This is a genomic window from Rhodobacter calidifons, assembly GCF_011174775.1.
In the GTDB taxonomy this organism is placed as follows: Bacteria; Pseudomonadota; Alphaproteobacteria; order Rhodobacterales; family Rhodobacteraceae; genus Tabrizicola; species Tabrizicola calidifons.
On the sequence record NZ_JAANHS010000003.1, the window covers coordinates 84,789 to 107,635 of the forward strand.

The window sequence follows — 22,847 nt, forward strand, 5'->3', positions numbered from 1 at the left end:
CCTTCGAAGGCTTTTGCAAATCTCTTCGAAGAGATTTGGCCCTTTACAGCCGCATCAGCATGACGCCCGCGACGATCACCCCGGCCGCCACGGCTTTCTCTCCGTTCATCCTCTCGCCGAAGGCCAGCCAGCCGATCAGAACCGCGAACAGGATCGAGGTCTCGCGCAGGGCCGCCACGACGGCAATGGGCGCCAGGGTCATCGCCCAGATCGACACCGCATAGGCCCCGTAGCTGGCCGCCGAGGCGAAGGCCCCCATCCGCCAGGTCTGCCAGTCCCGCGGGATCACGTCCCGGCCGCGCAGGGCAAGCATCCCAAGCGTGAAGAAGGTCCCGTCGGCCACGAAGACCCAGGCCACATAGGCCGCAGCCGAGCCCGAGACCCGCGCCCCCGTCCCGTCGATCAGCGTATAGGTCGCGGTGGCCAGGGCGCTGCCCAGGGCGAAGGGCACAAGCTTGCGGTCCTCGCCGCTGGTGAAGACGCCCCGCGCCATCAGCAGGATACCCCCCGCCAGCAAGGCAATTGCCAGATATTCCTGCGCCGAAACCGCATCGGAAAGGGAGACCGCGCCGACCAGGGCCACGATCATCGGGGCGGCACCGCGCGCGATTGGATAGACGCGGCTGAGGTCGCCGCGGTCATAGGCATAGGTCAGGAAGAACTTGTAGGCGAAATGCGTGCAGCCCGCCGCGATCACCCAGGGCACCGCCGCAGGGTCGATCGCCGGGGTCAGCATGACCGCCGTCAGACCGATGGGCACCTCGACGATCGACAGGATTACCATGCCGCCGACCTTCGAGGTCCCCAGCTTGATCAGCGCATTCCACAGCGCATGCAGGAAGGCCGCGCCAAGGACGGCCAGGAACACGCCGAGGGTCACATCGCACCCGTCATGAAACCGTTACAGAACTGGCTAGACCCCGGCATGGCCCGACACAAGCCGCGCGATAGGTCCAGAGCCCGGATTTCGATAGGCTCAGCGCAGATGCCGCCGGATCGGACCCTTTGCCGTGAGAGGGTCCACCTCCACCCCGCGCCGGGTCGCCCGGATCTCGGGCATCGCCGCTGCCACGGCGCGGATCTCGGGCATCAGCCGCTGCCAGTTCCCGGCCAGCGCCCTGGCGACCTCGGAGGGGCAGAAGGATTTACCCCTGCCGCGCCGCAGGGCCAGCTCCAGGATCGCCGCGCGCAGCTCTGCCGTCACAAGAGAATCCCCCGCTCATGCCGCAGAAGCGCCACCATCGGTCCCATCCCGCCCGGGGCAGAGAGCCCGCCGGACCCGTCGGTGCCCGTCACCCGGTGGCAGGGAATGCGGATCGGCAGGGGATTGGCCCCGCAGGCCTGTCCCACCGCCTGCGCCGGCCCGAACGGCCCCGTCATGCCCGCCCGGATCACGGCCCGCCCTCGCGCAGGGGCGCAAAGGCCGCCCGCAGCACCTCGGCCATGCCTTCCACCGCCGGCGAGGTTCCGCGCGGGTTGCGCCGCAGAACCACCCGCGCGTTGTCCACGATGGGAAAGCCGTCCTCGGTCGTCAGTTCCCGGCAGCCCGCCGGGATCGTGCTGCGCGACAGGGGGGCAATCGCCATGCCATTCGTCACCGCCACCCGGAACCCCCCGGCCATATCGCAGGACCAGGCGACGCGCCAGTCCATGCCCAGCCGGTCCAGCGACAGCTCGACATAGTTCCGGCTCCACTCCGACCGGAAATAGACCGCGACCGGCACCGGGCGGCGCAGGTGCTGGGCATGTGTCACCGAAGTCACCCAGACCGTCGGGTCGATGCAGAGAACCTCGCCCTCCTGCACATATTCCCAGTCGTAGATCACCGCGAGGTCGATCTCGTCGGCCTCCAGCGCCGCGATCTGGGCCGTCGAATGGTCCACCCGGACCGAGACCTGCACCCCTTCGTGCCGTTCGTCGAAGGCGGCCAGCGCCCGGGGCAGCACCGTGCCGGAATATTCGTCCGGAATGCCGACCCGCACCGGCCCGACCAGCGGCTTCTCCCGCAGCGCCACCGCCGCCTCGTCCAGAAGCGCCACGACCCGCCGCGCGTAGGGGACCAGCTGCTCGCCCCGCGGGGTCAGGGCAACCCCCCGGGCCTGTCGGACGAAGAGCGGCTGGCCAAGGCTTTGCTCCAGCCGCTTGATCTGAAGGCTGACCGCCGACTGCGTGCGGAACAGCCGCGCCGCCGCCGCCGTGACCGAACCGCAGTCGGCCACCGCGAGGAAGCTGCGCATCAGGTCGCTGTCCAGAGGCTGCATGGCTACCTATAAGCTGATTTCATGTTAACCATCAAAGCTATTCGTTTGTGCAATGTCAAATCCGCTCCTATGTCTCGGTCTCAAGCAAAGGAGTTCCGTCATGTTCGCCCGTCTCATCGCCCTTGTGCAGCTGCGCCGTTCCACCGCGTTCCTGCTGGAGCGCGACGACGACCATCTTCTGGACGACATCGGCCTGACCCGCGACGACCTGATCGCGCTGCGGCGTGGTGATGATCTTGCCGACGCGCTGATGAAGTCGGCCCGCCTGCATTCGACGCCGACGCCCCGCGGTCTCCCCGTGAAGTCGGCCTGACTCTTCGCCGGGCGTCTGGGGACACCCGGCGAAGATTTTTCCCGTCTGCCCCTTCCTCGTCGCCCCTGCCAGAAGCGCCCGAGGGGCTTCGACGAGCCGTCAGACCGGCAGCATCCGCCGCAGGATCTTGCCCGAGGCCGATTTCGGGATCGCCTCGATGAAGGTGATCCGCTTCGGCAGCTTGTAATGCGCCAGCTGCCCCGCCAGATGCGCCCGGATCGCGGCCTCCTCGGCCCCTTCGGTCGGCACCACGAAGGCCACGGGCACCTCGCCGGCCTCGTCGTCCGGCACGCCCCGCACGGCCGCGTCCCGGACCATCGGGCAGGTCAGCAGCACCGCCTCCACCTCAGCGGGCGCGACCTGGAAGCCCTTGACCTTGATCAGTTCCTTCAGCCGGTCGCGGATATAGACCCAGCCCTCCGCGTCAACCTCGGCCAGATCGCCGGTCCGCAGCCAGCCGTCCACCAGAGTCTCTGCCGTCGCCTCGGGCCGATTGTGGTAGCCCAGCATCACCTGCGGCCCCCGCACCCAAAGCTCCCCCGCCTCGCCCGGCCCCGCGTCGCGCCCGTCCACCACGATCCGGCATTCGGTCGAGGGCAGCGTCACCCCGACCGAGCCCTTCCGTGCCTGCCCCCTTGGGGTTGCATGGCTGACCGGGCTCATCTCGGTCATGCCGTAGCCCTGCACCGACAGACAGCCGATCCGCCCGGCCACCGCATCGCCGACATCTCCGCCCAGGGGCGCCGCGCCCGAGAAGAACCGCTCGACGCAGGACAGGTCGAACTGATCCACCATCGGATGCTTTGCCAAGGCCACCGCGACGGGCGGGGCGGAATAGAGCGTGGGCGTCCGATATTTCGCCGCCAGCGTCAGGAACTGTTCCAGGTCGAACCGGGGCATCGTCACCACCCCCGCCCCGGCGGCAAGGTGCAGGTTCATCAGCACGGTCTGGCCGTAGATGTGGAAGAAGGGCAGGAAGCCCACCGACCATTCCCCCGGATTGCAGCCGATCACCGCAAGGCACTGGTCCACGTTCGCCACCAGGTTCCGATGCGACAGTCGCACGCCCTTGGGCAGGCCCGTGGTGCCGCTGGAATAGGGCAGCACCACCACGTCGGTTGCCGCGTCGATGGGGACCTGTTCAGCCAGCGGCTCGCCCATCAGCGCGGTCAGGGGCGTCGCCCCCTCGGCCTCGCCGATGACCACGATCTCCCCGGCAAAGGCCGCCCGCGCGGTTTCCAGGAATGCCGGGACCGTGACCAGAAGCCGCGCGCCGGAATCCGTCAGCTGATGGCTCACCTCGGGCGCGGTGTAGGTCGGGTTGATCGTCGTGACCGTGGCACCCGCAAAGGCGACCCCGTGGAATACCACCGCATATTCCGGGCAGTTCGGCGCCAGGATCGCGACCACGTCGCCCTTGCCGATCCCCCGCGCCTTCAGGCCACCGGCCAGCCGCCGGATGCCCGCTTCCAGCGCCCCGGCGGTCATCTCGCGGCCCGAGGGGCCGTCGATCAGCACCACCCGGTCGGGATCACCCACCAGGCCGCGGAATATTCGTTCGGTGATGCTTTCGCCGGTCAGCGCGATCGGCGGAAACGGACTTGCGTGGATCATGACATCCTCCCCTTTTCAGGGAAGGATACCACGGTTTCGGCGGAAGAGTTTCAGCGCCAGGCATCAGCCCAAGGCGTCGTTGCAGCGCTGGCAGGTGCCGGGGTGCCTGTGCGTGCCGACGTCGGGCAGCACTTTCCAGCAGCGCTCGCACTTCTGGCCGCTGGCGGGTTCGAACCGGACGGCAACGCCTGGCACCTCGGGCAGGACAAAGGCATCCGTTGTCGGCGCGCCGGTTGTCAGCTTCAGGCCGGACGTGATGCACAGTTCGGCAAAGCTCTCGGCATCCATGCCAAGATCGTCCCGGTCCAGGCACACCACCGGCGCGGCCTCCAGGCTGGAGCCGATCACCTTCGCCGTCCGCTGCACTTCCAGCGCCCCGGTCACCACGCGGCGCACATCGCGCAGCCGGTCCCATTTCGCCGCCAGCGCCTCGTCCCGCCAGTCGGCCGGGGTCTCGGGGAAATCGACCAGATGGACGGAGGAGTCCTCGCCCGGGAACCGCTCCAGCCAGACTTCTTCCATCGTGAAGACAAGCACCGGCGCAAGCCAGGTCGTCAGCCGATGGAACAGAATGTCCATCACTGTCCGGCAGGCCCGGCGGCGCAGGGACGAGGGCGCGTCGCAATACAGCGCATCCTTGCGGATGTCGAAATAGAGCGAGGACAGGTCCGTGGTGCAGAAGGCGAACAGCTTCTGGAACACCCCCTGGAAGTCGTATTTCGCATAGCCCTCACGCACCTGTGCGTCGAGTTCGGCAAGGCGATGCAGCACCCAGCGCTCCAGCTCCGGCATTTGGGCCGGGTCCACCCGCTCGGCCTCGCTGAACCCCGCCAAAGCCCCCAGCATATAGCGCATGGTGTTGCGCAGGCGGCGATAGCTGTCGGCGACGCCTTTCAGGATCTCCTTCCCGATGCGCAGGTCCACGGTGTAGTCCGACTGCGCCACCCAGAGCCGCAGGATGTCGGCCCCGTATTCGCCGATGACCTCCTGCGGCGCCACGGTGTTGCCGAGCGACTTGGACATCTTCATGCCCTTCTCGTCCAGCGTGAAGCCGTGGGTCAGCACGCCGCGATAGGGCGCGCGGCCCTTGGTGCCGCAGGCCTGCAACATGGAGGAATGGAACCAGCCGCGATGCTGGTCGGTGCCTTCCAGGTAAAGGTCCGCGATCCCGTCCGGGCTGCCGTCCTCGCGGTCGCGCAGGACGAAGGCATGGGTCGAGCCGCTATCGAACCAGACGTCCAGCACGTCGAAGACCTGTTCATAATCCTGCGGATTCACGATGCCTTGCAGCACCTTTTCCTTGAATCCTTGCACATACCACACATCGGCGCCTTCCGCCTCGAAGGCTGCCCTGATCCGCGCGTTGACCTCGGCGTTCTTCAGCAGGAAGTCCGGCGCGTCCGGCCGCGCGCCCTTCTTCACGAAACAGGTCAGCGGCACGCCCCAGGCGCGCTGGCGCGACAGCACCCAGTCGGGCCGCGCCTCGATCATCGAATGGAGCCGGTTGCGGCCGGTCGCCGGGGTCCATTCGACCAGCTGGTTGATCGAGTTCAGCGCCCGCTTGCGGATCGTGTCACCATAGGTGGACATGCCGTCATCCAGCGTCTTGTCGATGGCCACGAACCATTGCGGCGTGTTGCGGTAGATGACGGGGGCCTTCGAGCGCCAGCTATGCGGATATTGGTGCTTGAACTTACCCTTGGCGAACAGCGCCCCCGAATAGGCCAGCTGCTTGATGACCGACACGTTCGCCGGCCCCTCCTTGCCTTCGGGCGTGATGATGTGCTGGCCACCGAACAAGGGCAGGTCGGCGCGATAGGACCCGTCCGCCTCGACGTTGTAGGTCATCGGCAGGCCGAACTTCACGCCCAGCTGATAGTCGTCATCGCCGTGGCTGGGGGCGGTATGGACGAAGCCCGTCCCGGCATCGTCGGTGACGTGGCCGCCGGGGAGCATCGGGACGTCGTAGTCCCATTCCCCATTGCCGCCCTCGACACCCCGGAAGGGATGCGCCATGACCATCGCCTTCAGATCGTCCGAGGACACATCCGCCAACCGCCGCACCATCTCCGGGCCGACCAGCTTGGCCTGCGCCAGCACGCCCTCGGCCAGCTTGTCCGCCAGGATCACCCGCTGCCCGATGGTGGCGCTGCTGTCCTCGGGCCGCCCGATGATCTCGTAAAGCCCGTAGGCGATCTCAGGCCCGAAGGCCACTGCCCGGTTCTGCGGGATGGTCCAAGGCGTCGTGGTCCAGATCACCACGTCGGTCGGTGTCCTGGTGAAGAGCGCATCCCCCGCGATCACCCGGAACCGCACCCAAACCTGATGGCTGGTATGGTCGTGATACTCCACCTCCGCCTCGGCCAGCGCGGTCTTTTCCACCGGAGACCACATCACCGGCTTCGAGCCCTGATAGAGCGTCCCGTTCATGAGAAACTTCATGAACTCGTCCGCGATCACCGCCTCGGCGTGGTAGTCCATCGTGAGATAGGGCTTGTCCCACTTGCCCGTGACCCCAAGGCGCTTGAACTCCTCGCGCTGGACGTCGATCCAGCCTTCCGCGAACCGGCGGCATTCCTGCCGGAAGGCCACGGTGTCCACATCGTCCTTGTTCAGGCCCCTGGCGCGATACTGCTCTTCGATCTTCCACTCGATCGGCAGGCCGTGGCAGTCCCAACCCGGCACATAGCGCGCGTCCTTGCCCATCATCTGCTGGCTGCGCACCACCATGTCCTTCAAGACCTTGTTCAGCGCATGGCCGATGTGCAAGTGCCCGTTGGCGTAAGGAGGGCCGTCATGCAGCACGAAAGGCGCGCGCCCGGCAGCCGAGCTTCGCAGCCGGTCATAGACCCCGATCCTCTCCCACCGCGCCAGCCACTCCGGCTCGCGCTGGGGAAGGCCCGCCCGCATCGGGAAGGCGGTTTCGGGCAGGAAGACGGTATTGCGATAATCGATGGGCGGGGCGGCGGTATCGGCGCACATGGGGAAGCGGACCTCGTATCAGGACGGGCGGTCGGAAGGGACCAGGGACAGCACAAGAAACCCGGCGGCTGCGTTCAGCCCGCCGGGCCGGTAATTCGCAAGGAAACAACCGCGCCTGTCTGCATGGCGGGCCTTATAGACAAAGGCCCCGCTGCGGTCCAGCCCGGCGCTTGCCCCGGTTGCGGGCGACATCCGGCGCCCGGTGGGGGGGAGAGGGGGGGGGGGACAGCGACCGCCGCGACAAATGGCGACAGCGGCCATGGACAGGGCCGCGCGCGATGCTACCCTTTCGGGGGAAAGGAGCCGCGATGAAACTTCCCTCCCTGAACGTCCTTGGCCAGGCGCTGGAGCCCTGCTCGACTGATCCGGTGACCGGATTCTTCCGCGACGGCTGCTGCAACACCGGCCCGATGGACCGCGGCCTGCACACGGTCTGCGCCCTGATGACGGCGGAATTCCTGGCCCTGTCGAAATACCTTGGCAACGACCTCTCGACGCCGCGGCCCGAATACGGCTTTCCGGGCCTGAAACCGGGCGATCAGTGGTGCCTCTGCGCAAGCCGGTTCCTTCAGGCCCACGCGGAAGGCGCGGCCCCGCGCGTGCGCCTTGCCGCGACCCACCAGGCCACGCTGGCCGTGGTCCCGCTGGAGATCCTGCAACAGCACGCCAGCGACTGACGCGCGGCTATTTCGCCGGGACCGGATCGGCCGCCGCGGGCGCGGGCATCGGCCGGATGCGGCCGTTGTCACGCATCAGATCCTCGATGAACAGCGACAGAAGCTGCGGCCGTCCTGTCACCCCGGCCTTGCGGTAGATCGCGTTGGTCTGAGCCTTGACCGTGCCCTCGCTGGTAGAGCGCAGCTGCGCGATCTCGGCCGTGGACAGGCCCTTGATCGCGAACAGCGCCACATCCTTTTCCGATGGCGTCAGGCCCCATTCCTCGAAGCGTTCGGCCAGCAGGTCGGCAAAGGCGCCCGAGGCGCGGCGCAGCCGTTCCTCGGCCTTGTGCCGATCGCGCAGGGCCCGCCGCAGCATCAGCCCTCCGACCACGACGCCCAGGATCAGCCCGAATGCGGCGCCGATCTCCAGCGCCTCACGCATTTCCCAGCTGATCGGGGTGGTCCGGAAGCCGACCAGCGATGACAGGATGTCGGACACGAAGAAGAAGGCGCAGAGCGCCTGGATCACCAGAGTCGCGATATAGGGGCCCGCGCGTTTCAAGCGGCGACCCGATGCCGGCCGGTCGGGTCAATCGCCATCGTCATCGTCGTCATCGTCATCGTCGTCATCATCATCGTCGTCGTCACCGTCGTCATCGTCCTTGCCGGAACGCCCCTTGCGATCGTCGATGATCGCAAGGCCTGCGGTGCCGCCGGCATTTGGCAGCCAGAGGTCGCGCAGGATCTCGCCGGTCCTGGGGTTCAGGATGATCTCGCGCCGCCCGTCCTTGCGGCGGGCAATGATGCGCACCCGGCCAAGGAGGGTGCGTTCCTGCACGATATTGCGAAAGCCCTGCCGCCGCAGCTGACGCAGGATGATATCGACCATGCCCTCGGCCAACGCAGGTCTGACGCCCGCGACGCACAAGGCAAGCCCAAGCAGGACCTCGCGCCGTTTCATTCCGATACCCCGATCCTTGCCCCCGAACTATGTGCCATGCCGAAGGCCCCGGCAAGACCGGGGCCTTCCTCCAGTCCGTCAGCAGACGGGCTCAGTCATCATCGTCGTCGTCATCGTCATCGTCGTCATGGTCGTCGTCGTCATCGTCGTCATCATCGTCGTCACGGTCGTCATCGTCATCGTCGACCTCGTCTTCGATTTCCTCGAAGTCGTAGCGGACGGTCTTGACCTCCTTGCCCGTGCGGCCGACCTCTTCCGGATCCGCGGGTTCCAGTTCCTGCTTGATGATTTGTCCGGTTTCGTTGTCGTAGACGACTTCGAGCTTGCTGTTGCCCTTGATCGCCTCGACCTTGGTCTGGGTCGGGCCGACCTTGACCTCGACGAAAGTGTAGCCCTGTGCCAGATAGTCGTCGGCCAGCCTGTTGCCGTCGATGGCGGCAAAGGCCGCGCCCGCAGAGAGGGCGATGGCGGCAGTGTAGCACAGAAGTCTGGATCTGAGTTTCATTTGCGGTCTCCTTGGTTGCAGGGCCTGCTCGTCCTGGGGCGGCTGCCGCCGTCGAGGGCCTGCCCGCAGAAGGCCGCCTTTCCGCAGGTCCGACCATTGACCCCAGGTTTAACCTCCGCGGCCTATGCCTGCGGTTGGTGCGCATAAACCCGGGTTTAGGCGAATTCCGACCTTCGGACGGGAACAGCCCGCTTGACCAGGCAGACGGCGCGGGACGACCGGAGCCAAGCGGAAAAGGCAGGGGCCCGCAGCGCCTGGCTGCGGGCCCCGTTGACAGCCTGCCTGGCGCGGGGTCAGACCTTCATCTGCACGCCCAGATGCCTGGCGACAGTGAAGATGTCCTTGTCGCCGCGCCCGCACATGTTCATCACGATGATCCGGTCCTTGGGCAGGGTCGGCGCCAGCTTCATCACCTGCGCCAGCGCATGGCTCGGCTCCAGCGCCGGGATGATTCCCTCGAGGCGGCAGCACAGCTGGAACGCCTCCAGCGCCTCGGCATCGGTGATGCTGACATATTCGGCGCGGCCCACGTCATGCAGCCAGGCATGTTCCGGCCCGATACCGGGATAGTCGAGACCCGCGCTGATCGAGAAGCCCTCCAGGATCTGCCCGTCGGCATCCTGCAACAGATAGGTCCGGTTGCCGTGCAGCACCCCCGGACGCCCGCCGGTCAGCGAGGCGCAATGTTCCATCCGGTCGTCCACGCCCTTGCCGCCCGCTTCGACCCCCACGATCCGCACCGAAGGGTCGTCGAGGAACGGATAGAACAGCCCCATCGCGTTCGACCCGCCGCCGATCGCCGCGACCACCACGTCGGGCAGACGCCCCTCGCCCTCCTGCTCGGCCAGTTGCCAGCGGACCTCCTTGCCGATGATCGACTGGAAGTCGCGCACCATGGCCGGATAGGGATGCGGCCCCGCCACCGTGCCGATGCAGTAGAAGGTGTCGCGCACATTGGTCACCCAGTCGCGCAGCGCGTCGTTCATCGCATCCTTCAGCGTGCCGCGCCCCGAGGTCACCGGGATCACCTCGGCGCCCAGAAGCTTCATGCGGAACACGTTCGGCGCCTGGCGTTCCACGTCATGCGCGCCCATGTAAACCACGCATTTCAGCCCGAACTTGGCGCAGACCGTCGCGGTGGCCACCCCGTGCTGCCCCGCGCCGGTTTCCGCGATGATCCGCGTCTTGCCCATCCGGCGGGCGAGGATGATCTGCCCCAGCACGTTGTTGATCTTGTGCGCGCCGGTGTGGTTCAGTTCGTCGCGCTTCATGTAGACCTTGGCGCCGCCCAGGTGTTCGGTCAGCCGCGGCGCGAAATACAGCGGAGACGGTCGGCCGACATAGTGCTTCCAAAGGTCATCCATCTCGGCCCAGAAGCTGGGGTCTGTCTTCGCGTGTTCGTAGCGCTCTTCCAGCTCCAGGATCAGTGGCATCAGCGTCTCGGATACGAAACGCCCGCCGAAGAGGCCGAAGCGGCCCTGCTCGTCCGGCCCCGACATGAAGCTGTTCAACCCGTCCTCGGCCATGGCGCACCCCCTTTGATCTGATTGGGTTTAGCGCTCCTGACGCGGTTCGGAAAGGGGCACCGGAAATCGAACGATTTCCGGACCGATTTCCGAATGGAAATCGGGGTTCAGCGGAGGATCGGGACGCCGCCCTTCACCCCCTGCGCCGCCTCGACGAAGGCGGCGATCCGGCCCGCATCCTTCACCCCCGGCGCGCTTTCGACACCGCTTGCCACATCGACCTGCCGCGCCCCCGTCCGCTGGATCGCCTGGCCCACATTCCCGGGCGTCAGTCCCCCGGCCAGCATCCAGGGCTTCAGCCACTTGCGCCCCACCAGAAGCCGCCAGTCGAAGGTCAGCCCGTTGCCGCCCGGCAGCACCGCATCCTTCGGCGCCTTGGCATCGACCAGGATCTGGTCGGCGACCAGCTGGTAATCCAGCAGCGGCGCAAGGTCCGCCTCGACCGCCACCCCGATCACCTTCATCACCGGCAACCCATAGCGCGCCTTGATCTCGGCCACCCGGGCGGGGGTTTCGTGGCCGTGCAGTTGCAGCATGTCCAAGGGCACCTCGGCGACGATCCCGTCCAGCGTCGCGTCGTCGGCATCGACCACAAGTGCCACCTTGCACAGACCCTCGGGCGCCGCGACCGCCAATGCCCTTGCCTCGGCCGGGGTCACATATCGCGGCGACTTCGGGAAGAAGTTGAACCCGGCACAGGCCGCCCCGGCCCTCGCCACCGCAGCCAGGTCCTGGGGCGTCTTCAGCCCGCAGATCTTGACCCTGACCTCGCGCATCAGCGCTTGTCCAGGAGCGCCAGCACCTCGTCCTGCGGCGGAACCGAGCTTGCGTCCTTCAATACCGCCAGTTCCCGCTCCAGCCGCGCGACTTCACGCGCCTTCCGGGCGGCCGTGACCCGATGGCCATGTTCGCGGAACCATTCCCAGACAAAGCCGATCAGCACGCCCGCGATGATCGCCGCGAAGATCACCAGGAACAGCGGCAGTTCCATCGCCCAGGTCAGGCCGGTCAGTGCCGCAAGGTCCGGCGGCAAAAGCCGCACCGACACCGGCGCGCGATTGGCCAGAGCGACGGTCAGAAGGCCAAGGCCCAGGAGGCCCAGGAAGATCAGACGAAGATAGCGGATCATGCAGCGCGCGCCCCAGCGGTTCTGTCGGCACTATCGGCCCGAACCGGCCCGGGCGCAAGTCGCAGGGGCAGCTACTTGCCGTTCAGCCGGTCGCGCAGCAGCTTGCCGGTCTTGAAGAAGGGCACCTTCTTGTCATCGACCTTCACCGCCTCGCCGGTGCGGGGGTTGCGGCCGATGCGGGCATCGCGCGCCTTGACCGAGAAGGCACCGAAGCCGCGCAGCTCCACCCGGTCGCCCCTGGCCAGCGCCTCGATGATCTCTTCGAAGACCGTGTTCACGATCCGCTCGACATGTCGCTGGGTCAGGTGCGGGTTCTCATCCGCGATCTTCTGGATCAGTTCCGAACGGATCATCAGTCGTCCCCCCTGTGGTTCGGTCCCTGGCAGGAGGCCGCCACGCTGTTGTTCTCGCAGGACTATAGCGGCAGGATTCGGGTTCGGGCAAATGAAAACCGGGACTTGGCGGAAAGGAAAAGGCCCCGCGTGCTGCGCGGGGCCTTCGCGTTCAATCGCAGGTTCAGTCGATCCCGGCCTAGCCGCGGTCCTTCAGGGCCGCGCCCAGGATGTCGCCCAGCGAGGCGCCCGAATCGGAGGAGCCATACTGTTCGACGGCTTCCTTTTCTTCGGCGATCTCGCGCGCCTTGATCGACAGGCCCAGCTTGCGGGTCTTGGGGTCGATGTTGGTCACGCGGACATCGACCTTGTCACCCACCTGGAAGCGCTCGGGCCGCTGGTCGGCACGGTCGCGCGCAAGGTCCGAGCGGCGGATGAACGACTTGGCGCCGTTGTATTCCACCTCGATCCCGCCATCCTCGATGGCCGAGACGGTCACGGTGATCACCGCGCCGCGCTTCACGCCATCGACCGCCTCGCTGAAGCTGTCGTCGCCCAGCGCCTTGATCGACAGCGAGATACGCTCCTTCTCGATGTCCACCTCGGTGACGGCGGCCTTGACCACGTCGCCCTTGCGGTAGTTCTGGATCGCTTCCTCGCCGCGCTGGTCCCAGGACAGGTCGGAAAGGTGGACCATCCCGTCGATGTCGTTCTCCAGCCCGATGAACAGACCGAATTCGGTGATGTTCTTGACTTCGCCCTCGATTGCCGAGCCGATCGGATGGTTCTCGGCAAAGACTTCCCACGGGTTGCGCTGGGTCTGCTTCAGGCCGAGCGACACCCGACGCTTGGCGCTGTCGATTTCCAGCACCATGACGTCAACCTCCTGCGAGGTGGAAACGATCTTGCCGGGGTGCACGTTCTTCTTGGTCCAGGACATTTCCGAGACGTGCACCAGGCCCTCGACCCCCGCTTCCAGCTCCACGAAGGCGCCGTAATCGGTGATGTTGGTGACGCGGCCCTTGTGGACCGAACCGATGGGATACATCTTCTCGACCGCATCCCACGGATCGGACTGGAGCTGTTTCATGCCCAGGCTGATGCGGTGGGTTTCCTTGTTGATCTTGATGACCTGAACCTTGACGGTCTCGCCGATCGACAGGATTTCCGACGGGTGGTTGACGCGGCGCCAGGCCATGTCGGTGACGTGCAGCAGGCCGTCCACACCGCCCAGGTCCACGAAGGCCCCGTATTCGGTGATGTTCTTGACCACGCCGTCCACCACCTGACCCTCGGACAGGTTGCCGATGACTTCGGCGCGCTGTTCGGCGCGGCTTTCCTCCAGGATCGCGCGGCGCGAGACGACGATGTTGCCGCGACGACGGTCCATCTTCAGGATCTGGAACGGCTGCTTCATGCCCATCAGCGGGCCGGCATCACGCACCGGACGAACGTCAACCTGCGAACCGGGAAGGAAGGCAACGGCGCCACCCAGGTCCACAGTGAAGCCGCCCTTGACGCGGCCGAAGATCGCGCCCTCGACGCGCTGCTCGGCGGCATAGGCTTTTTCCAGACGGTCCCAGGCTTCCTCGCGGCGGGCCTTCTCCCGGCTGATCTGGGCTTCGCCGCGGGCGTTCTCGACCCGCTCGAGATAGACCTCGACCGTGTCGCCCACATTGACGTTCGGAGCCTCGCCGGGGTTCGCGAATTCCTTCAGGTCGATGCGGCCTTCCATCTTGTAGCCGACATCGATGATGGCCTGGCCCGCCTCGATGGCGATGACCTTGCCCTTGACGACAGTGCCCTCTTCGGGGGTGTCGATCTCGAAGCTTTCCTTCAGCAGGGCTTCGAAGTCTTCCATGGTTGCTTTAGCGCACATATAGATCAGTTTCCTTTGCGTGGTTTTCACTGGCCATGCGGTTGGCTCCGCCGGTCTTGGCCCTGAACGTAAATGCGCTGCCGTCCGGCGAACCGGCGCAGCGCGATCCTTTCAGGATGCCGGGCCTATAGCCCCATCGGGCCGGTGAGGCAAGGGAAAGCCGCCGGTCAGCGCGTCCGGGGAAGCCTTTGCGCCACCACGGCGCAGGCGGCCTCCACCGCCTCGTCGATCCCCAGCGCGCTGGTGTCGATCACCACCGCATCCGCCGCGGCCCGCAGCGGAGCCTCCGCCCGCCCCATGTCGCGCGCATCGCGTTCGAGGACCTCGGCCAGGACCTGCGCCGCGTCACCCCCGACCTCCAGCCAGCGCCGGTGCGCGCGGACCTGCGGGCTGGCGGTGACGAACAGCTTCACCTCGGCCTCGGGGCAGATCACCGTGCCGATGTCGCGGCCGTCCAGCACCGCGCCGCCCTCGCTGCGGGCAAACCGGCGCTGAAAGTCCAGCAGGGCCGCGCGCACCTCGGGGATCGCGGCCACCCGGCTGGCCGCCTGCCCCGCCTCCAGCGTGCGCAGGTCATCCCGCGCCAGATCCTCGGGCGATAGCGCGCGCGCCGCCGCGACGGGATCGCCGCCCAGGGCGCCGACCGCGCGATAGAGAAGCCCGGTGTCGAGATGCCGGAAGCCGAAGCGCGCGGCCACGGCGCGGCTGATCGTGCCCTTGCCGGCCGCGGCCGGCCCGTCGATTGCCACCGTGAAGATCATCGTTTCCGTCCTTGCGCCCGCTGCCGGTCGCGGATCCCCCGGGCGGAAGTATTTCGAAACGGGCAAGGCGAAAAGGGGTTTCGCATCTGATGCGGGGAACCAGGCGCGGGGTCGGTTTTCAAGCCGTTGATATCATTGATCGCCCGATGCCGGACCGGACGGATTTCCGATGAATTCCGCTTGGAATCCGGGGCGATTCAGCCTATCTTCGACCCGCGACGTTATCTTTTCGACCACTGTCTCCGACCATCGGCCACAGCAATCGACTACAGCTGACGGGGCCAAGCCGCCGCACTTCCGCGGGCGGGCATACTAGACAGGAGACTTCACGATGGCCAAGGGCACCGTGAAATGGTTCAATGAAACCAAAGGCTACGGCTTCATCGCCCCGGAGGGCGGCAGGAAGGACGTGTTCGTCCACATCACCGCGCTGGAGCGTGCCGGGCTGCGCAGCCTGAAGGATGGCCAGCCGGTCACCTTCGACATCGAGGCCGGCCGCGACGGCCGCGAATCCGCGACCAATCTGGCGCTGGCGTAAGCCTGCCTGGCGGGGGCGGACTGCCGCCCCCGTCACCCCGGGCGCCATCGCGCCGCGTCACCCCGTCAGTTGATCGTGACCGCTGCCCTGTCGCGCAGCACGTGATCGAAGCCGATGCGGAAACTTTCGTCCGACACGTCCTCGGGCAGGCAGACCGCCGTGCGGCGGCCCAGCGGATAGACCGGGACGTCGAACTCGCGGCTGATCAGCATCACCCGCATCTTGGCATCCCCGGCGATCAGCGCCGCGATCGCCTGTTCGGCCCCCGCCACACCGCCGAACCCGTCGCAATCCATCACGAACAGGTCATAGCCGAAGCGGTCGTTCAGGATGGCAGCGACCGCGGCTTCAAGCGCACCCGCGATGTCCACATGGCTGCCATAGCCGGTCAGGCGCCGGGCGGTCAGGCTGTCGGCCCGGTCGGACAACAGCATGACCCGCACGCCCAGGGTATGTGAGGCAAAAACCTGGCGATCGGTCTGGATGAAAGTCTGCACGCGCACTCCTCCACTATCCCTTGCCAGTCACACCAACAATGCGGAGAGCATTTGCCCGAATAAAGGAAACTTGCAGAAAGATACCTGTTACCGCGCCACATTCACGCCAGAGTTGCCCTCTTCCGCAGTCGCCTGCAAACCCTGGTTGCATGAATCATCCGTCAGTCGGCCGTGACTCGGATGCTCAAGCTGTTAACCTATTTCACGGGGAAAAGCAGCCCATTGCAATGCTGCAATCCGATTCGGGGCGAGGAGCCATGATGAACCGTCACGTCAACATGACAGAGATCGAGCGGCGGCAGGACCTTGCCGCAGCCTTCCGCTGGTGCGCGCGGCTGAACCTGCACGAGGCGGTGGCCAACCATTTCTCGCTGGCGGTGACTCCCGAAGGCACGCGCTTTCTGATCAATCCGAACGGGCGGCATTTCAGCCGGATCACCGCCTCGTCCATGGTCGAGATCGACGCGACCGACCCCGCGACCATGCGCCGTCCCGATGCGCCCGATCCGACCGCCTGGGGCCTGCACGGCGCCATCCACCGCGCCTGCCCGCATGCGGCCTGCGTGATGCATGTCCATTCCGTCCATGCCACGGTCCTGGCCAGCCTGGCCGATTCGCGCCTGCCGGCCATCGACCAGAACACGGCGATGTTCCACAACCGGCACGTGGTGGACGACCACTACGGCGGCATGGCCTTCGAGGCCGAAGGCGAACGCTGCGCGCGACTTCTGGCCGATCCGAAGATCACCACGCTGGTGATGGGCAACCATGGTGTCCTGGTCATCGGGCGCAGCGTGGCCGAGACCTTCAACCGGCTTTACTACTTCGAACGCGCCGCCGAGACCTACATCCGCGCCTTGCAGACGGGGCGTCCCCTGCGGATCCTGCCCGACGAGATCGCCGAGAAGACGGCGCGGGAATGGGAGGACTATCCGGGCTTTGCCGAGGCACATCTGCGCGAGCTGCGCGCCATCCTCGATGCCGAGGATCCGGGCTACGCCGACTGACCGCGTTCCGGCTTCGACTTCGGCCGGATCCCGCGCCCGCCGTCAGGTTCGGGAAATTCGGCTTCGCTTTTGCCCGCCGCTGTCCTAGATCAGCCGCAAAGGGAGAATGCCGATGCTGTCCGATCCGCTGTTCATCTTCGCCGCCGTGGCCTGTTTCGTGGTGCTGGCCATCCTGCTGTTCGGCATCGGCACCTTCGCCAGGGGGGGCGAGTTCAACCGGCGCAACGCCAACCGGATCATGCGCTGGCGGCTGGGCGTGCAATTCGTGGCGGTGGTGGCGATCGTCGCCTTCGCCTGGCTGCGGGCGCGGGGCTGAGCCATGGTCGTCCTGTCGAAGATCTACACCAAGACCGGCGATGCCGGGGAAACCGCGCTTGGCAACGGCGCGCGGGTGGCCAAGCACAGCCTGCGGGTCAGCGCTTACGGCACCGTGGACGAAACCAACGCCACCGTCGGCCTCGCGCGGCTCCACGCGACCGGAGAGATGGCCGAGGCGCTGAAGCGGATCTCCAACGACCTGTTCGACCTGGGCGCCGACCTCTGCACCCCCGACCGGCATCTGGACGCCACGCTGTCCTACACGCCCCTGCGCATGATCGAAGGCCAGGTAACGCGGCTTGAACGCGAGATCGACGCGATGAACGACCGCCTTACGCCCTTGCGGTCCTTCATCCTGCCGGGCGGATCGGTGCTGGCGGCGCAGCTGCATCTCTGCCGCACCGTCTGCCGCCGGGCCGAGCGGCTGGTGGTGGAACTGGCGACGATGGAGGACGTGAACCCCGAGGCGGTGCGCTACCTCAACCGCCTGTCCGACTGGTTCTTCGTCGCGGGCCGCATCGCCAACAATGACGGCAAGGACGACGTGCTGTGGGTGCCGGGCCTGACGCGCTGACCGTCTGATCGGCGCCAGCGATCAAAACGCGGCGTCGCGTCGCGCCAACCTGTCGTATTTGCTCTGTTCCGACGCCCCCTGTTCCGGTAACAGGCGGTCGAGAGCTTGTGCGGCCTCGCGCCGCGGTGGATGAGGAGGTTGCGGCCCATGAAGGTATTGGTCCCGGTCAAGCGGGTGATCGACTACAACGTGAAGGTGCGGGTGAAGGCGGACGGGTCGGGGGTTGACCTCGCCAATGTCAAGATGAGCATGAACCCCTTCGACGAGATCGCCGTGGAAGAGGCGATCCGCCTGAAGGAAAAGGGCGTGGCGACCGAGGTCGTCGTCGTCTCCATCGGCGTCAAGCAGGCGCAGGAGACGCTGCGCAACGCGCTGGCCATGGGCGCGGACCGGGCGATCCTGATCGAGGCCACCGACAACGTGCATGTGGACATCGAGCCGCTGGCCGTCGCCAAACTGCTGGCCGCCGTGGTGAAGGAAGAGGCTCCGGGCGTGGTCCTCTGCGGCAAGCAGGCGATCGACAACGACATGAACGCCACCGGCCAGATGCTGGCCGCCCTTCTGGGCTGGTCGCAGGCCACCTTCGCCTCCGAGATCGCCATCGAAGGCGACAAGGCCCGCGTCACGCGCGAGGTGGACGGCGGGTTGCAGACGATTTCCGTCAAGCTGCCCTCGATCATCACCGTCGATCTGCGGCTGAACGAGCCGCGCTATGCCAGCCTGCCGAACATCATGAAGGCCAAGGCCAAGCCGCTGGCCACCAAGACCCCCGCCGACTATGGCGTGGACATCTCGCCGCGTCTGTCGGTGGTCAAGACCGTCGAACCGGCGGGCCGCAAGGCGGGGGTGAAGGTCGGCTCGGTCGATGAACTGATCCGGAAACTGAAAGACGAAGCGGGGGTGATCTGAGATGGCCGTTCTTCTTCTTGCCGATGTCGTTGACGGGAAACTGGCAACCGACCAGGTCGCCAAGGCCCTGACCGCGGTGAAATCGCTGGGTCCGGTCACCGTGCTGGTCGCCGGTCCCGATGCCGGCGCCGCAGCCGCCGAGGCCGCGACGCTGGACGGCGTGGCCAAGGTGCTTCTGGCCGAGGATGCGGCCTATGCCCATGGTCTGGCCGAACCCACCGCCGCGCTGATCGTGTCGCTTTCGGGCGACTACGAACACATCGCCGCCGCCTCGGGCGCGCTGTCGAAATCGGTCCTGCCGCGGGTGGCGGCCCTGCTGGACGTGATGGTGATCTCGGAAGTTCTGGCCGTGCATGACGCCGCGACCTTCGACCGGCCGATCTATGCCGGCAACGCGATCCAGACGGTCAGGACTTCGGATGCGAAGAAGGTCCTGACGATCCGCACCGCGACCTTCGACGCGGCGGGCAAGGGCGGGTCGGCCCCGGTCGAGAAGGTCTCGGCCTCGGTTGATGGCAGCCTTTCGGCCTGGGTCGAGGACAAGGTGGCCTCCTCCGACCGGCCCGAGCTGACCAGCGCGGGCATCGTCGTCTCGGGCGGGCGTGGCGTGGGCAGCCAGGCCGACTTCGCGCTGATCGAAAAGCTGGCCGACAAGCTGAACGCCGCCGTGGGCGCCAGCCGCGCGGCGGTGGACTCGGGCTATGCGCCGAACGACTGGCAGGTCGGGCAGACCGGCAAGGTCGTGGCGCCGGATCTCTATGTCGCCGTCGGCATCTCGGGCGCGATCCAGCATCTGGCGGGGATGAAGGATTCCAAGGTCATCGTCGCGATCAACAAGGACGAAGAGGCCCCGATCTTCCAGGTCGCCGATTACGGGCTGGTGGCCGACCTGTTCCAGGCCGTGCCGGAGATGATCGAAAAGCTGTAAGGTAGGCAGGCGATAACGCCCACCCTACGAGGGGGTCACCGCAAGGTGGCCCCTTTTGCCTTGGCGACCAGCCGCCCGATCTCCGGCGCAAGCCGCTCTGCCGCCTCGGCATGGACGGCGGCCCCCGGCAGCGCGCGGGCCTGCTCGACCTCGGTGGGCGGAAAAAGCATCCCCGCCGCCCCTTCGCTCAGCGCGGCGGGTGAGGCCACGATCTCGACCAGGCGCGTCGCCATGCCCTGCACCGCCGCCAGCATCCGCCTGTCGACCAGCGAAGGGCCGAACCCGGCCTCAGGCCCGGTCGCAGAGGGCGGCGGCGGGGTCTCGGACAGCCAGACCAGCACCCGCGCCCCCGGCAGCTGCGCCAGAAGGCTGCGCATCCGGTCAACCCAGGTATCCTGAAGCACCCGCAGCACCGTGGCAAAGCGCAGCGGATCGGCGCGGCGCAGGGCCGTCAGCAGGTGCCGGGTGAAATGGATCTCGGTGAAATCGACCTGCGGATACAGCGCCCGCAGCGCCGGGGTCGCGGCCAGGAACCGGTCATTCCGCCGGGCATGAACGCTGTAAAGCGGATTGCTCAGCCCCTCGGCCCCGGTGATCTGGACCACGGCCACCGCCGCGCCTGCGGCAATCTCCAGCGTGGCCGGATCGCCCAGATACAGGTCCGGCCCCGCATTCTGCGCGGCAAGATTGACCACCGGACAGTCCAGCGCCCGCTCCAGCAGCGCGGGCCAGGGCTGGGCCACATATCTGCCGAAGCTGGCCGATCCGCCCAGCACCGCGACGTAAGGTCGTGTCAGGTCGCGCTGCGGCCCCCGGAACACCGCCCGGGACGCGCCATAGCGACACGGAAAATAGTCAAGCGCCCCCGCGCCCGCATCATGATGCATCATCCCACCACCCGTTTGCAGTCACCCGTCACAATCTGTGGCCGAGAGTGGTTGCCGAATGGCTAAAATCGGGCGGTTGTCTAAAAGGCCCGGCATTTTGCCCGTCCTTGCGCGGGCCGGATCGCCCGGGCATAACCGGGGGCGACAGATGGAGGTTCGGGCAATGGAGATCAGGCTGGTGGGCGTCGTGGGCGCCGGGCAGATGGGCAATGGCATCGCCCATGTCTTCGCTCTGGCGGGATACGATGTGCTGATGACCGACATCTCGGAGGAAAGCCTGCAAAAGGCGCTGGCCACCATCGAGAAGAACCTCGACCGCCAGGTCGCGCGCGGCAAGGTCCTGCCCGCCGACAAGCGCGCGGCGATGGAGCGGATCCGGACCACGCTGAAACTGGCGGACCTTGGCCAGTGCGACCTCATCATCGAGGCCGCAACCGAACGCGAGACGGTGAAGCAGGCGATCTTCGAGGATCTGATCCCGCATCTGAAGCCGACGACGATCCTGACCTCGAACACCTCGTCGATCTCGATCACCCGGCTGGCCAGCCGCACCGACCGGCCGGAAAGGTTCATGGGCTTCCACTTCATGAACCCGGTGCCGGTGATGCAGCTGGTGGAACTGATCCGCGGCATCGCCACCGATCAGGAGACCTGGGAGACGCTGCACGAGGTGGTCCGCAAGCTGGGCAAGACCGCCTCCAGCTCCGAGGATTTCCCGGGCTTCATCGTCAACCGCATCCTGATGCCGATGATCAACGAGGCGGTCTATACCCTTTACGAAGGCGTGGGCAACGTGAAGTCGATCGACGAGTCGATGAAGCTGGGCGCCAACCACCCGATGGGCCCCTTGGAACTGGCGGATTTCATCGGGCTGGACACCTGCCTGTCGATCATGAACGTGCTGCACGAGGGGCTGGCGGACACCAAGTACCGGCCCTGTCCCCTGCTGACGAAATATGTCGAGGCGGGGTGGCTGGGGCGCAAGACGCAGCGGGGGTTCTACGACTACCGGGGCGAGGTGCCCGTGCCGACACGGTAGGGCAACGGTGCGCCGCAGCGCACCCTACGCCCGGTCCTTCAACGCCAGCGTATGCGCGCGCAGCCAGGCCAGGAACCCGCGCGGGTTGCCTTCCCATTTCTTCAGCTCCTCGGCCGGGATCGGCGCACCGATCACGGGCCGCGTCGGCTTGAAGAGGCAGCGCTTGATCTCGTGCAGCAGCAAGCCCTGTCGCAGGGTGTCGCTGATCTTGTTCGCGATCAGGAACAGGCGGGAGTTCTGGCCGGGGAAATAGACCGGCAGGATCGTGGCCCCGGTGGACTTGACGATCTTGTGGGTGAAGACGTTCCACTCGGCTTCCACCGCCGGCCCCCACCAGCCTTCGGACATCGCCACCTTGCCCGCCGGGAACAGGATGATCACCCCCCCGGCCTTCAGATGCGCAATCGTCTCGTCCCGCATCAACAGACCCAGTTCGCGGGCATTGTCCTCGTGCGGGAAGGGGACGGGGATCATGAACTCCTCGACCTCGGGGATCCCGGTCAGCAGGCTGCGCGTCAGGATCTTGAAGTCCGACCGCACGCGGTTGACCATCTCGGCCAGCACCATCCCGTCCACCAGGCCGGACGGATGGTTCGACACCACGACCAGCGGCCCGGTCGGCGGGATCAGCGCGATCTCTTCGGGCGGGGTCTGGATCGTGATCCCCATGTGCCGGATCGCCTTCGGCCAGAAGGGCGAGCCGAAGGGGGCGCCGGATTTCTCGAACTTGCGGATCAGGCGCAGAAGCTGGACCTTCGCGGTCAGCCATTCGATGGCGCGGATCGTGCCGGCCTTCCACGGATTCTTGAAGGTGCCGGCATAGGACAGCCGGCGCATGTCGTATTTCCGCTCTGACCTGCCACGGAAGGCAGGCGGCGCCTCGACGACGATCTGGCTGTGTTCGGTCACGAAGCAGCGTTCCCCGGAACTGCCCGGAACGAGTCAGGGCATCCGCCTCAATAATCCTCTCCGAAGCGCGCCGCAACAAGCGCCTCCAGCGCATCGGCGAGTTTCTCCGCTTCCTCGCCCTGACACGTCACGTCAATCGAGGTTCCGCGCGAGGCGCCCAGCATCAGAAGGCCCATGATCGAATCGCCCGAAACCTCCATCCCGTCCTTGGCGACCGTGACGCGCGCGTCATGCGCCTCCACCACTTCGACGAACTTCGCGCTGGCCCGGGCGTGCAGGCCCTTCTCGTTCACGATGCGCAGGGTGCGACGGGTCATTC

Annotated in this window: 28 protein-coding genes; 9 read left to right on the forward strand and 19 right to left on the reverse strand. The window is 66.6% G+C overall.

Translation table 11 applies throughout. The features are described 5' to 3' along the window. Positions 1–43 precede the first annotated feature (43 nt). The 4 genes from G8O29_RS05190 to G8O29_RS05205 all read right to left on the reverse strand — a co-directional run bounded on the left by G8O29_RS05190 (position 44) and on the right by G8O29_RS05205 (position 2,261). The gene (locus G8O29_RS05190) at positions 44–880 is read right to left on the reverse strand and encodes an EamA family transporter (protein ID WP_166402190.1); all 837 of its coding nucleotides are present in this window, start codon (positions 878–880) and stop codon (positions 44–46) included. A gap of 96 nt (positions 881–976) precedes the next feature. Continuing rightward, complete coding sequence (locus G8O29_RS05195) at positions 977–1,204, reverse strand: DUF3253 domain-containing protein (RefSeq protein WP_166402191.1); 228 nt, start codon at positions 1,202–1,204, stop codon at positions 977–979. Beyond that, entirely contained in the window at positions 1,201–1,395 is a 195-nt protein-coding gene (locus G8O29_RS05200; RefSeq protein WP_166402192.1) for an MGMT family protein, read from the reverse strand. The genes G8O29_RS05195 and G8O29_RS05200 overlap by 4 nt, the downstream gene beginning before the upstream one ends. Next, entirely contained in the window at positions 1,392–2,261 is an 870-nt protein-coding gene (locus tag G8O29_RS05205) for a LysR family transcriptional regulator (RefSeq protein ID WP_166402193.1), read from the reverse strand. Before G8O29_RS05205 ends, G8O29_RS05200 begins: the two co-directional genes overlap by 4 nt. A 100-nt stretch (positions 2,262–2,361) precedes the next feature. On the opposite strand from G8O29_RS05205, the gene G8O29_RS05210 reads away from it, so the two are divergent. Beyond that, positions 2,362–2,574: a DUF1127 domain-containing protein gene (locus G8O29_RS05210; protein WP_166402194.1), complete on the forward strand. Its 213-nt coding sequence runs from the start codon at positions 2,362–2,364 to the stop codon at positions 2,572–2,574. 99 nt (positions 2,575–2,673) lie between these two features. Here G8O29_RS05210 and G8O29_RS05215 read toward each other — a convergent pair whose 3' ends face one another. Both G8O29_RS05215 and ileS read right to left on the reverse strand, forming a co-directional pair. Then, positions 2,674–4,188, reverse strand: a complete 1,515-nt coding sequence (locus tag G8O29_RS05215) for an AMP-binding protein (protein ID WP_166402195.1) — start codon at positions 4,186–4,188, stop codon at positions 2,674–2,676. A 63-nt stretch (positions 4,189–4,251) separates the two neighbouring features. Further along, complete coding sequence (ileS, locus tag G8O29_RS05220) at positions 4,252–7,170, reverse strand: isoleucine--tRNA ligase (RefSeq protein WP_166402196.1); 2,919 nt, start codon at positions 7,168–7,170, stop codon at positions 4,252–4,254. A 308-nt stretch (positions 7,171–7,478) separates the two neighbouring features. On the opposite strand from ileS, the gene G8O29_RS05225 reads away from it, so the two are divergent. Then, positions 7,479–7,847 carry a DUF2237 family protein gene (locus G8O29_RS05225; RefSeq protein WP_166402197.1) on the forward strand — a complete coding sequence of 123 codons (369 nt, stop codon included), beginning with the start codon at positions 7,479–7,481 and terminating at the stop codon, positions 7,845–7,847. A 7-nt stretch (positions 7,848–7,854) separates the two neighbouring features. Here G8O29_RS05225 and G8O29_RS05230 read toward each other — a convergent pair whose 3' ends face one another. The 9 genes from G8O29_RS05230 to G8O29_RS05270 form a co-directional block, all read right to left on the reverse strand. Continuing rightward, positions 7,855–8,391: a helix-turn-helix transcriptional regulator gene (locus G8O29_RS05230; RefSeq protein WP_166402198.1), complete on the reverse strand. Its 537-nt coding sequence runs from the start codon at positions 8,389–8,391 to the stop codon at positions 7,855–7,857. 27 nt (positions 8,392–8,418) lie between these two features. Beyond that, positions 8,419–8,790: a hypothetical protein gene (locus tag G8O29_RS05235; RefSeq protein ID WP_207623672.1), complete on the reverse strand. Its 372-nt coding sequence runs from the start codon at positions 8,788–8,790 to the stop codon at positions 8,419–8,421. Positions 8,791–8,881: 91 nt separating this feature from the next. Continuing rightward, complete coding sequence (locus G8O29_RS05240) at positions 8,882–9,295, reverse strand: PepSY domain-containing protein (protein ID WP_166402199.1); 414 nt, start codon at positions 9,293–9,295, stop codon at positions 8,882–8,884. 293 nt (positions 9,296–9,588) lie between these two features. Beyond that, a complete protein-coding gene (gene trpB, locus G8O29_RS05245) occupies positions 9,589–10,821 on the reverse strand; it encodes a tryptophan synthase subunit beta (protein ID WP_166402200.1) in 1,233 nt (410 codons plus the stop codon). 107 nt (positions 10,822–10,928) lie between these two features. After that, positions 10,929–11,597: a phosphoribosylanthranilate isomerase gene (locus tag G8O29_RS05250; protein ID WP_166402201.1), complete on the reverse strand. Its 669-nt coding sequence runs from the start codon at positions 11,595–11,597 to the stop codon at positions 10,929–10,931. Next, complete coding sequence (locus G8O29_RS05255) at positions 11,597–11,950, reverse strand: LapA family protein (protein ID WP_166402202.1); 354 nt, start codon at positions 11,948–11,950, stop codon at positions 11,597–11,599. The genes G8O29_RS05250 and G8O29_RS05255 overlap by 1 nt, the downstream gene beginning before the upstream one ends. Before the next feature lie 71 nt (positions 11,951–12,021). Beyond that, the gene (ihfB, locus tag G8O29_RS05260; RefSeq protein WP_166402203.1) at positions 12,022–12,303 is read right to left on the reverse strand and encodes an integration host factor subunit beta; all 282 of its coding nucleotides are present in this window, start codon (positions 12,301–12,303) and stop codon (positions 12,022–12,024) included. Positions 12,304–12,481: 178 nt separating this feature from the next. Next, complete coding sequence (gene rpsA, locus G8O29_RS05265) at positions 12,482–14,161, reverse strand: 30S ribosomal protein S1 (RefSeq protein WP_166402204.1); 1,680 nt, start codon at positions 14,159–14,161, stop codon at positions 12,482–12,484. A 167-nt stretch (positions 14,162–14,328) separates the two neighbouring features. Next, positions 14,329–14,922: a (d)CMP kinase gene (locus tag G8O29_RS05270; RefSeq protein ID WP_166402205.1), complete on the reverse strand. Its 594-nt coding sequence runs from the start codon at positions 14,920–14,922 to the stop codon at positions 14,329–14,331. Between the two features lie 331 nt (positions 14,923–15,253). Between G8O29_RS05270 and G8O29_RS05275 the strand changes: the two genes are divergently transcribed. Further along, positions 15,254–15,460, forward strand: coding sequence for a cold-shock protein (locus G8O29_RS05275; protein ID WP_166402206.1), 207 nt, complete (start codon positions 15,254–15,256; stop codon positions 15,458–15,460). A 65-nt stretch (positions 15,461–15,525) separates the two neighbouring features. On the opposite strand, the gene G8O29_RS05280 is transcribed toward G8O29_RS05275, so the two are convergent. After that, a complete protein-coding gene (locus tag G8O29_RS05280; RefSeq protein WP_166402207.1) occupies positions 15,526–15,957 on the reverse strand; it encodes a hypothetical protein in 432 nt (143 codons plus the stop codon). Positions 15,958–16,214: 257 nt separating this feature from the next. On the opposite strand from G8O29_RS05280, the gene G8O29_RS05285 reads away from it, so the two are divergent. From G8O29_RS05285 to G8O29_RS05305, 5 genes are all read left to right on the forward strand, one after another. Further along, positions 16,215–16,964, forward strand: a complete 750-nt coding sequence (locus G8O29_RS05285) for a class II aldolase and adducin N-terminal domain-containing protein (protein WP_166402208.1) — start codon at positions 16,215–16,217, stop codon at positions 16,962–16,964. Positions 16,965–17,076: 112 nt separating this feature from the next. After that, on the forward strand, positions 17,077–17,280 hold the full coding sequence (locus G8O29_RS05290) for a twin transmembrane helix small protein (RefSeq protein WP_166402209.1): 204 nt from the start codon (positions 17,077–17,079) through the stop codon (positions 17,278–17,280). A 3-nt stretch (positions 17,281–17,283) separates the two neighbouring features. Beyond that, a complete protein-coding gene (locus tag G8O29_RS05295) occupies positions 17,284–17,856 on the forward strand; it encodes a cob(I)yrinic acid a,c-diamide adenosyltransferase (RefSeq protein WP_149076151.1) in 573 nt (190 codons plus the stop codon). Positions 17,857–18,003: 147 nt separating this feature from the next. Continuing rightward, positions 18,004–18,765 carry an electron transfer flavoprotein subunit beta/FixA family protein gene (locus G8O29_RS05300; RefSeq protein WP_166402210.1) on the forward strand — a complete coding sequence of 254 codons (762 nt, stop codon included), beginning with the start codon at positions 18,004–18,006 and terminating at the stop codon, positions 18,763–18,765. A 1-nt stretch (position 18,766) separates the two neighbouring features. Then, complete coding sequence (locus G8O29_RS05305) at positions 18,767–19,693, forward strand: electron transfer flavoprotein subunit alpha/FixB family protein (protein WP_166402211.1); 927 nt, start codon at positions 18,767–18,769, stop codon at positions 19,691–19,693. Between the two features lie 35 nt (positions 19,694–19,728). Here the strand turns inward: G8O29_RS05305 and G8O29_RS05310 are convergent, their stop codons facing one another. Continuing rightward, positions 19,729–20,583, reverse strand: coding sequence for a DUF6473 family protein (locus G8O29_RS05310; RefSeq protein WP_166402212.1), 855 nt, complete (start codon positions 20,581–20,583; stop codon positions 19,729–19,731). A 160-nt stretch (positions 20,584–20,743) separates the two neighbouring features. Here G8O29_RS05310 and G8O29_RS05315 point away from each other — a divergent pair, with 160 nt between their 5' ends. Next, complete coding sequence (locus G8O29_RS05315; protein ID WP_166402437.1) at positions 20,744–21,619, forward strand: 3-hydroxybutyryl-CoA dehydrogenase; 876 nt, start codon at positions 20,744–20,746, stop codon at positions 21,617–21,619. Positions 21,620–21,643: 24 nt separating this feature from the next. Here the strand turns inward: G8O29_RS05315 and G8O29_RS05320 are convergent, their stop codons facing one another. Both G8O29_RS05320 and G8O29_RS05325 read right to left on the reverse strand, forming a co-directional pair. After that, positions 21,644–22,528, reverse strand: a complete 885-nt coding sequence (locus tag G8O29_RS05320; protein ID WP_367890130.1) for a lysophospholipid acyltransferase family protein — start codon at positions 22,526–22,528, stop codon at positions 21,644–21,646. Between the two features lie 47 nt (positions 22,529–22,575). Continuing rightward, positions 22,576–22,845 carry an HPr family phosphocarrier protein gene (locus G8O29_RS05325; protein WP_166402213.1) on the reverse strand — a complete coding sequence of 90 codons (270 nt, stop codon included), beginning with the start codon at positions 22,843–22,845 and terminating at the stop codon, positions 22,576–22,578. Positions 22,846–22,847 lie beyond the last annotated feature (2 nt).

What these genes read in the sequence shown, in the direction of transcription:
- G8O29_RS05240 (WP_166402199.1), bottom strand. Translation starts at nt 9,295, where the DNA reads ATGAAACTCAGATCCAGACTTCTGTGCTACACTGCCGCCATCGCCCTC.
- G8O29_RS05300 (WP_166402210.1), top strand. Translation starts at nt 18,004, where the DNA reads ATGAAGGTATTGGTCCCGGTCAAGCGGGTGATCGACTACAACGTGAAG.
- G8O29_RS05205 (WP_166402193.1), bottom strand. Translation starts at nt 2,261, where the DNA reads ATGCAGCCTCTGGACAGCGACCTGATGCGCAGCTTCCTCGCGGTGGCC.
- G8O29_RS05325 (WP_166402213.1), bottom strand. Translation starts at nt 22,845, where the DNA reads ATGACCCGTCGCACCCTGCGCATCGTGAACGAGAAGGGCCTGCACGCC.
- G8O29_RS05290 (WP_166402209.1), top strand. Translation starts at nt 17,077, where the DNA reads ATGCTGTCCGATCCGCTGTTCATCTTCGCCGCCGTGGCCTGTTTCGTG.
- G8O29_RS05210 (WP_166402194.1), top strand. Translation starts at nt 2,362, where the DNA reads ATGTTCGCCCGTCTCATCGCCCTTGTGCAGCTGCGCCGTTCCACCGCG.
- ileS (WP_166402196.1), bottom strand. Translation starts at nt 7,170, where the DNA reads ATGTGCGCCGATACCGCCGCCCCGCCCATCGATTATCGCAATACCGTC.
- trpB (WP_166402200.1), bottom strand. Translation starts at nt 10,821, where the DNA reads ATGGCCGAGGACGGGTTGAACAGCTTCATGTCGGGGCCGGACGAGCAG.
- G8O29_RS05275 (WP_166402206.1), top strand. Translation starts at nt 15,254, where the DNA reads ATGGCCAAGGGCACCGTGAAATGGTTCAATGAAACCAAAGGCTACGGC.
- G8O29_RS05225 (WP_166402197.1), top strand. Translation starts at nt 7,479, where the DNA reads ATGAAACTTCCCTCCCTGAACGTCCTTGGCCAGGCGCTGGAGCCCTGC.
- G8O29_RS05215 (WP_166402195.1), bottom strand. Translation starts at nt 4,188, where the DNA reads ATGATCCACGCAAGTCCGTTTCCGCCGATCGCGCTGACCGGCGAAAGC.
- G8O29_RS05255 (WP_166402202.1), bottom strand. Translation starts at nt 11,950, where the DNA reads ATGATCCGCTATCTTCGTCTGATCTTCCTGGGCCTCCTGGGCCTTGGC.
- G8O29_RS05295 (WP_149076151.1), top strand. Translation starts at nt 17,284, where the DNA reads ATGGTCGTCCTGTCGAAGATCTACACCAAGACCGGCGATGCCGGGGAA.
- G8O29_RS05285 (WP_166402208.1), top strand. Translation starts at nt 16,215, where the DNA reads ATGATGAACCGTCACGTCAACATGACAGAGATCGAGCGGCGGCAGGAC.
- G8O29_RS05235 (WP_207623672.1), bottom strand. Translation starts at nt 8,790, where the DNA reads ATGAAACGGCGCGAGGTCCTGCTTGGGCTTGCCTTGTGCGTCGCGGGC.
- G8O29_RS05315 (WP_166402437.1), top strand. Translation starts at nt 20,744, where the DNA reads ATGGAGATCAGGCTGGTGGGCGTCGTGGGCGCCGGGCAGATGGGCAAT.
- G8O29_RS05270 (WP_166402205.1), bottom strand. Translation starts at nt 14,922, where the DNA reads ATGATCTTCACGGTGGCAATCGACGGGCCGGCCGCGGCCGGCAAGGGC.
- G8O29_RS05305 (WP_166402211.1), top strand. Translation starts at nt 18,767, where the DNA reads ATGGCCGTTCTTCTTCTTGCCGATGTCGTTGACGGGAAACTGGCAACC.
- rpsA (WP_166402204.1), bottom strand. Translation starts at nt 14,161, where the DNA reads ATGTGCGCTAAAGCAACCATGGAAGACTTCGAAGCCCTGCTGAAGGAA.
- ihfB (WP_166402203.1), bottom strand. Translation starts at nt 12,303, where the DNA reads ATGATCCGTTCGGAACTGATCCAGAAGATCGCGGATGAGAACCCGCAC.
- G8O29_RS05310 (WP_166402212.1), bottom strand. Translation starts at nt 20,583, where the DNA reads ATGATGCATCATGATGCGGGCGCGGGGGCGCTTGACTATTTTCCGTGT.
- G8O29_RS05250 (WP_166402201.1), bottom strand. Translation starts at nt 11,597, where the DNA reads ATGCGCGAGGTCAGGGTCAAGATCTGCGGGCTGAAGACGCCCCAGGAC.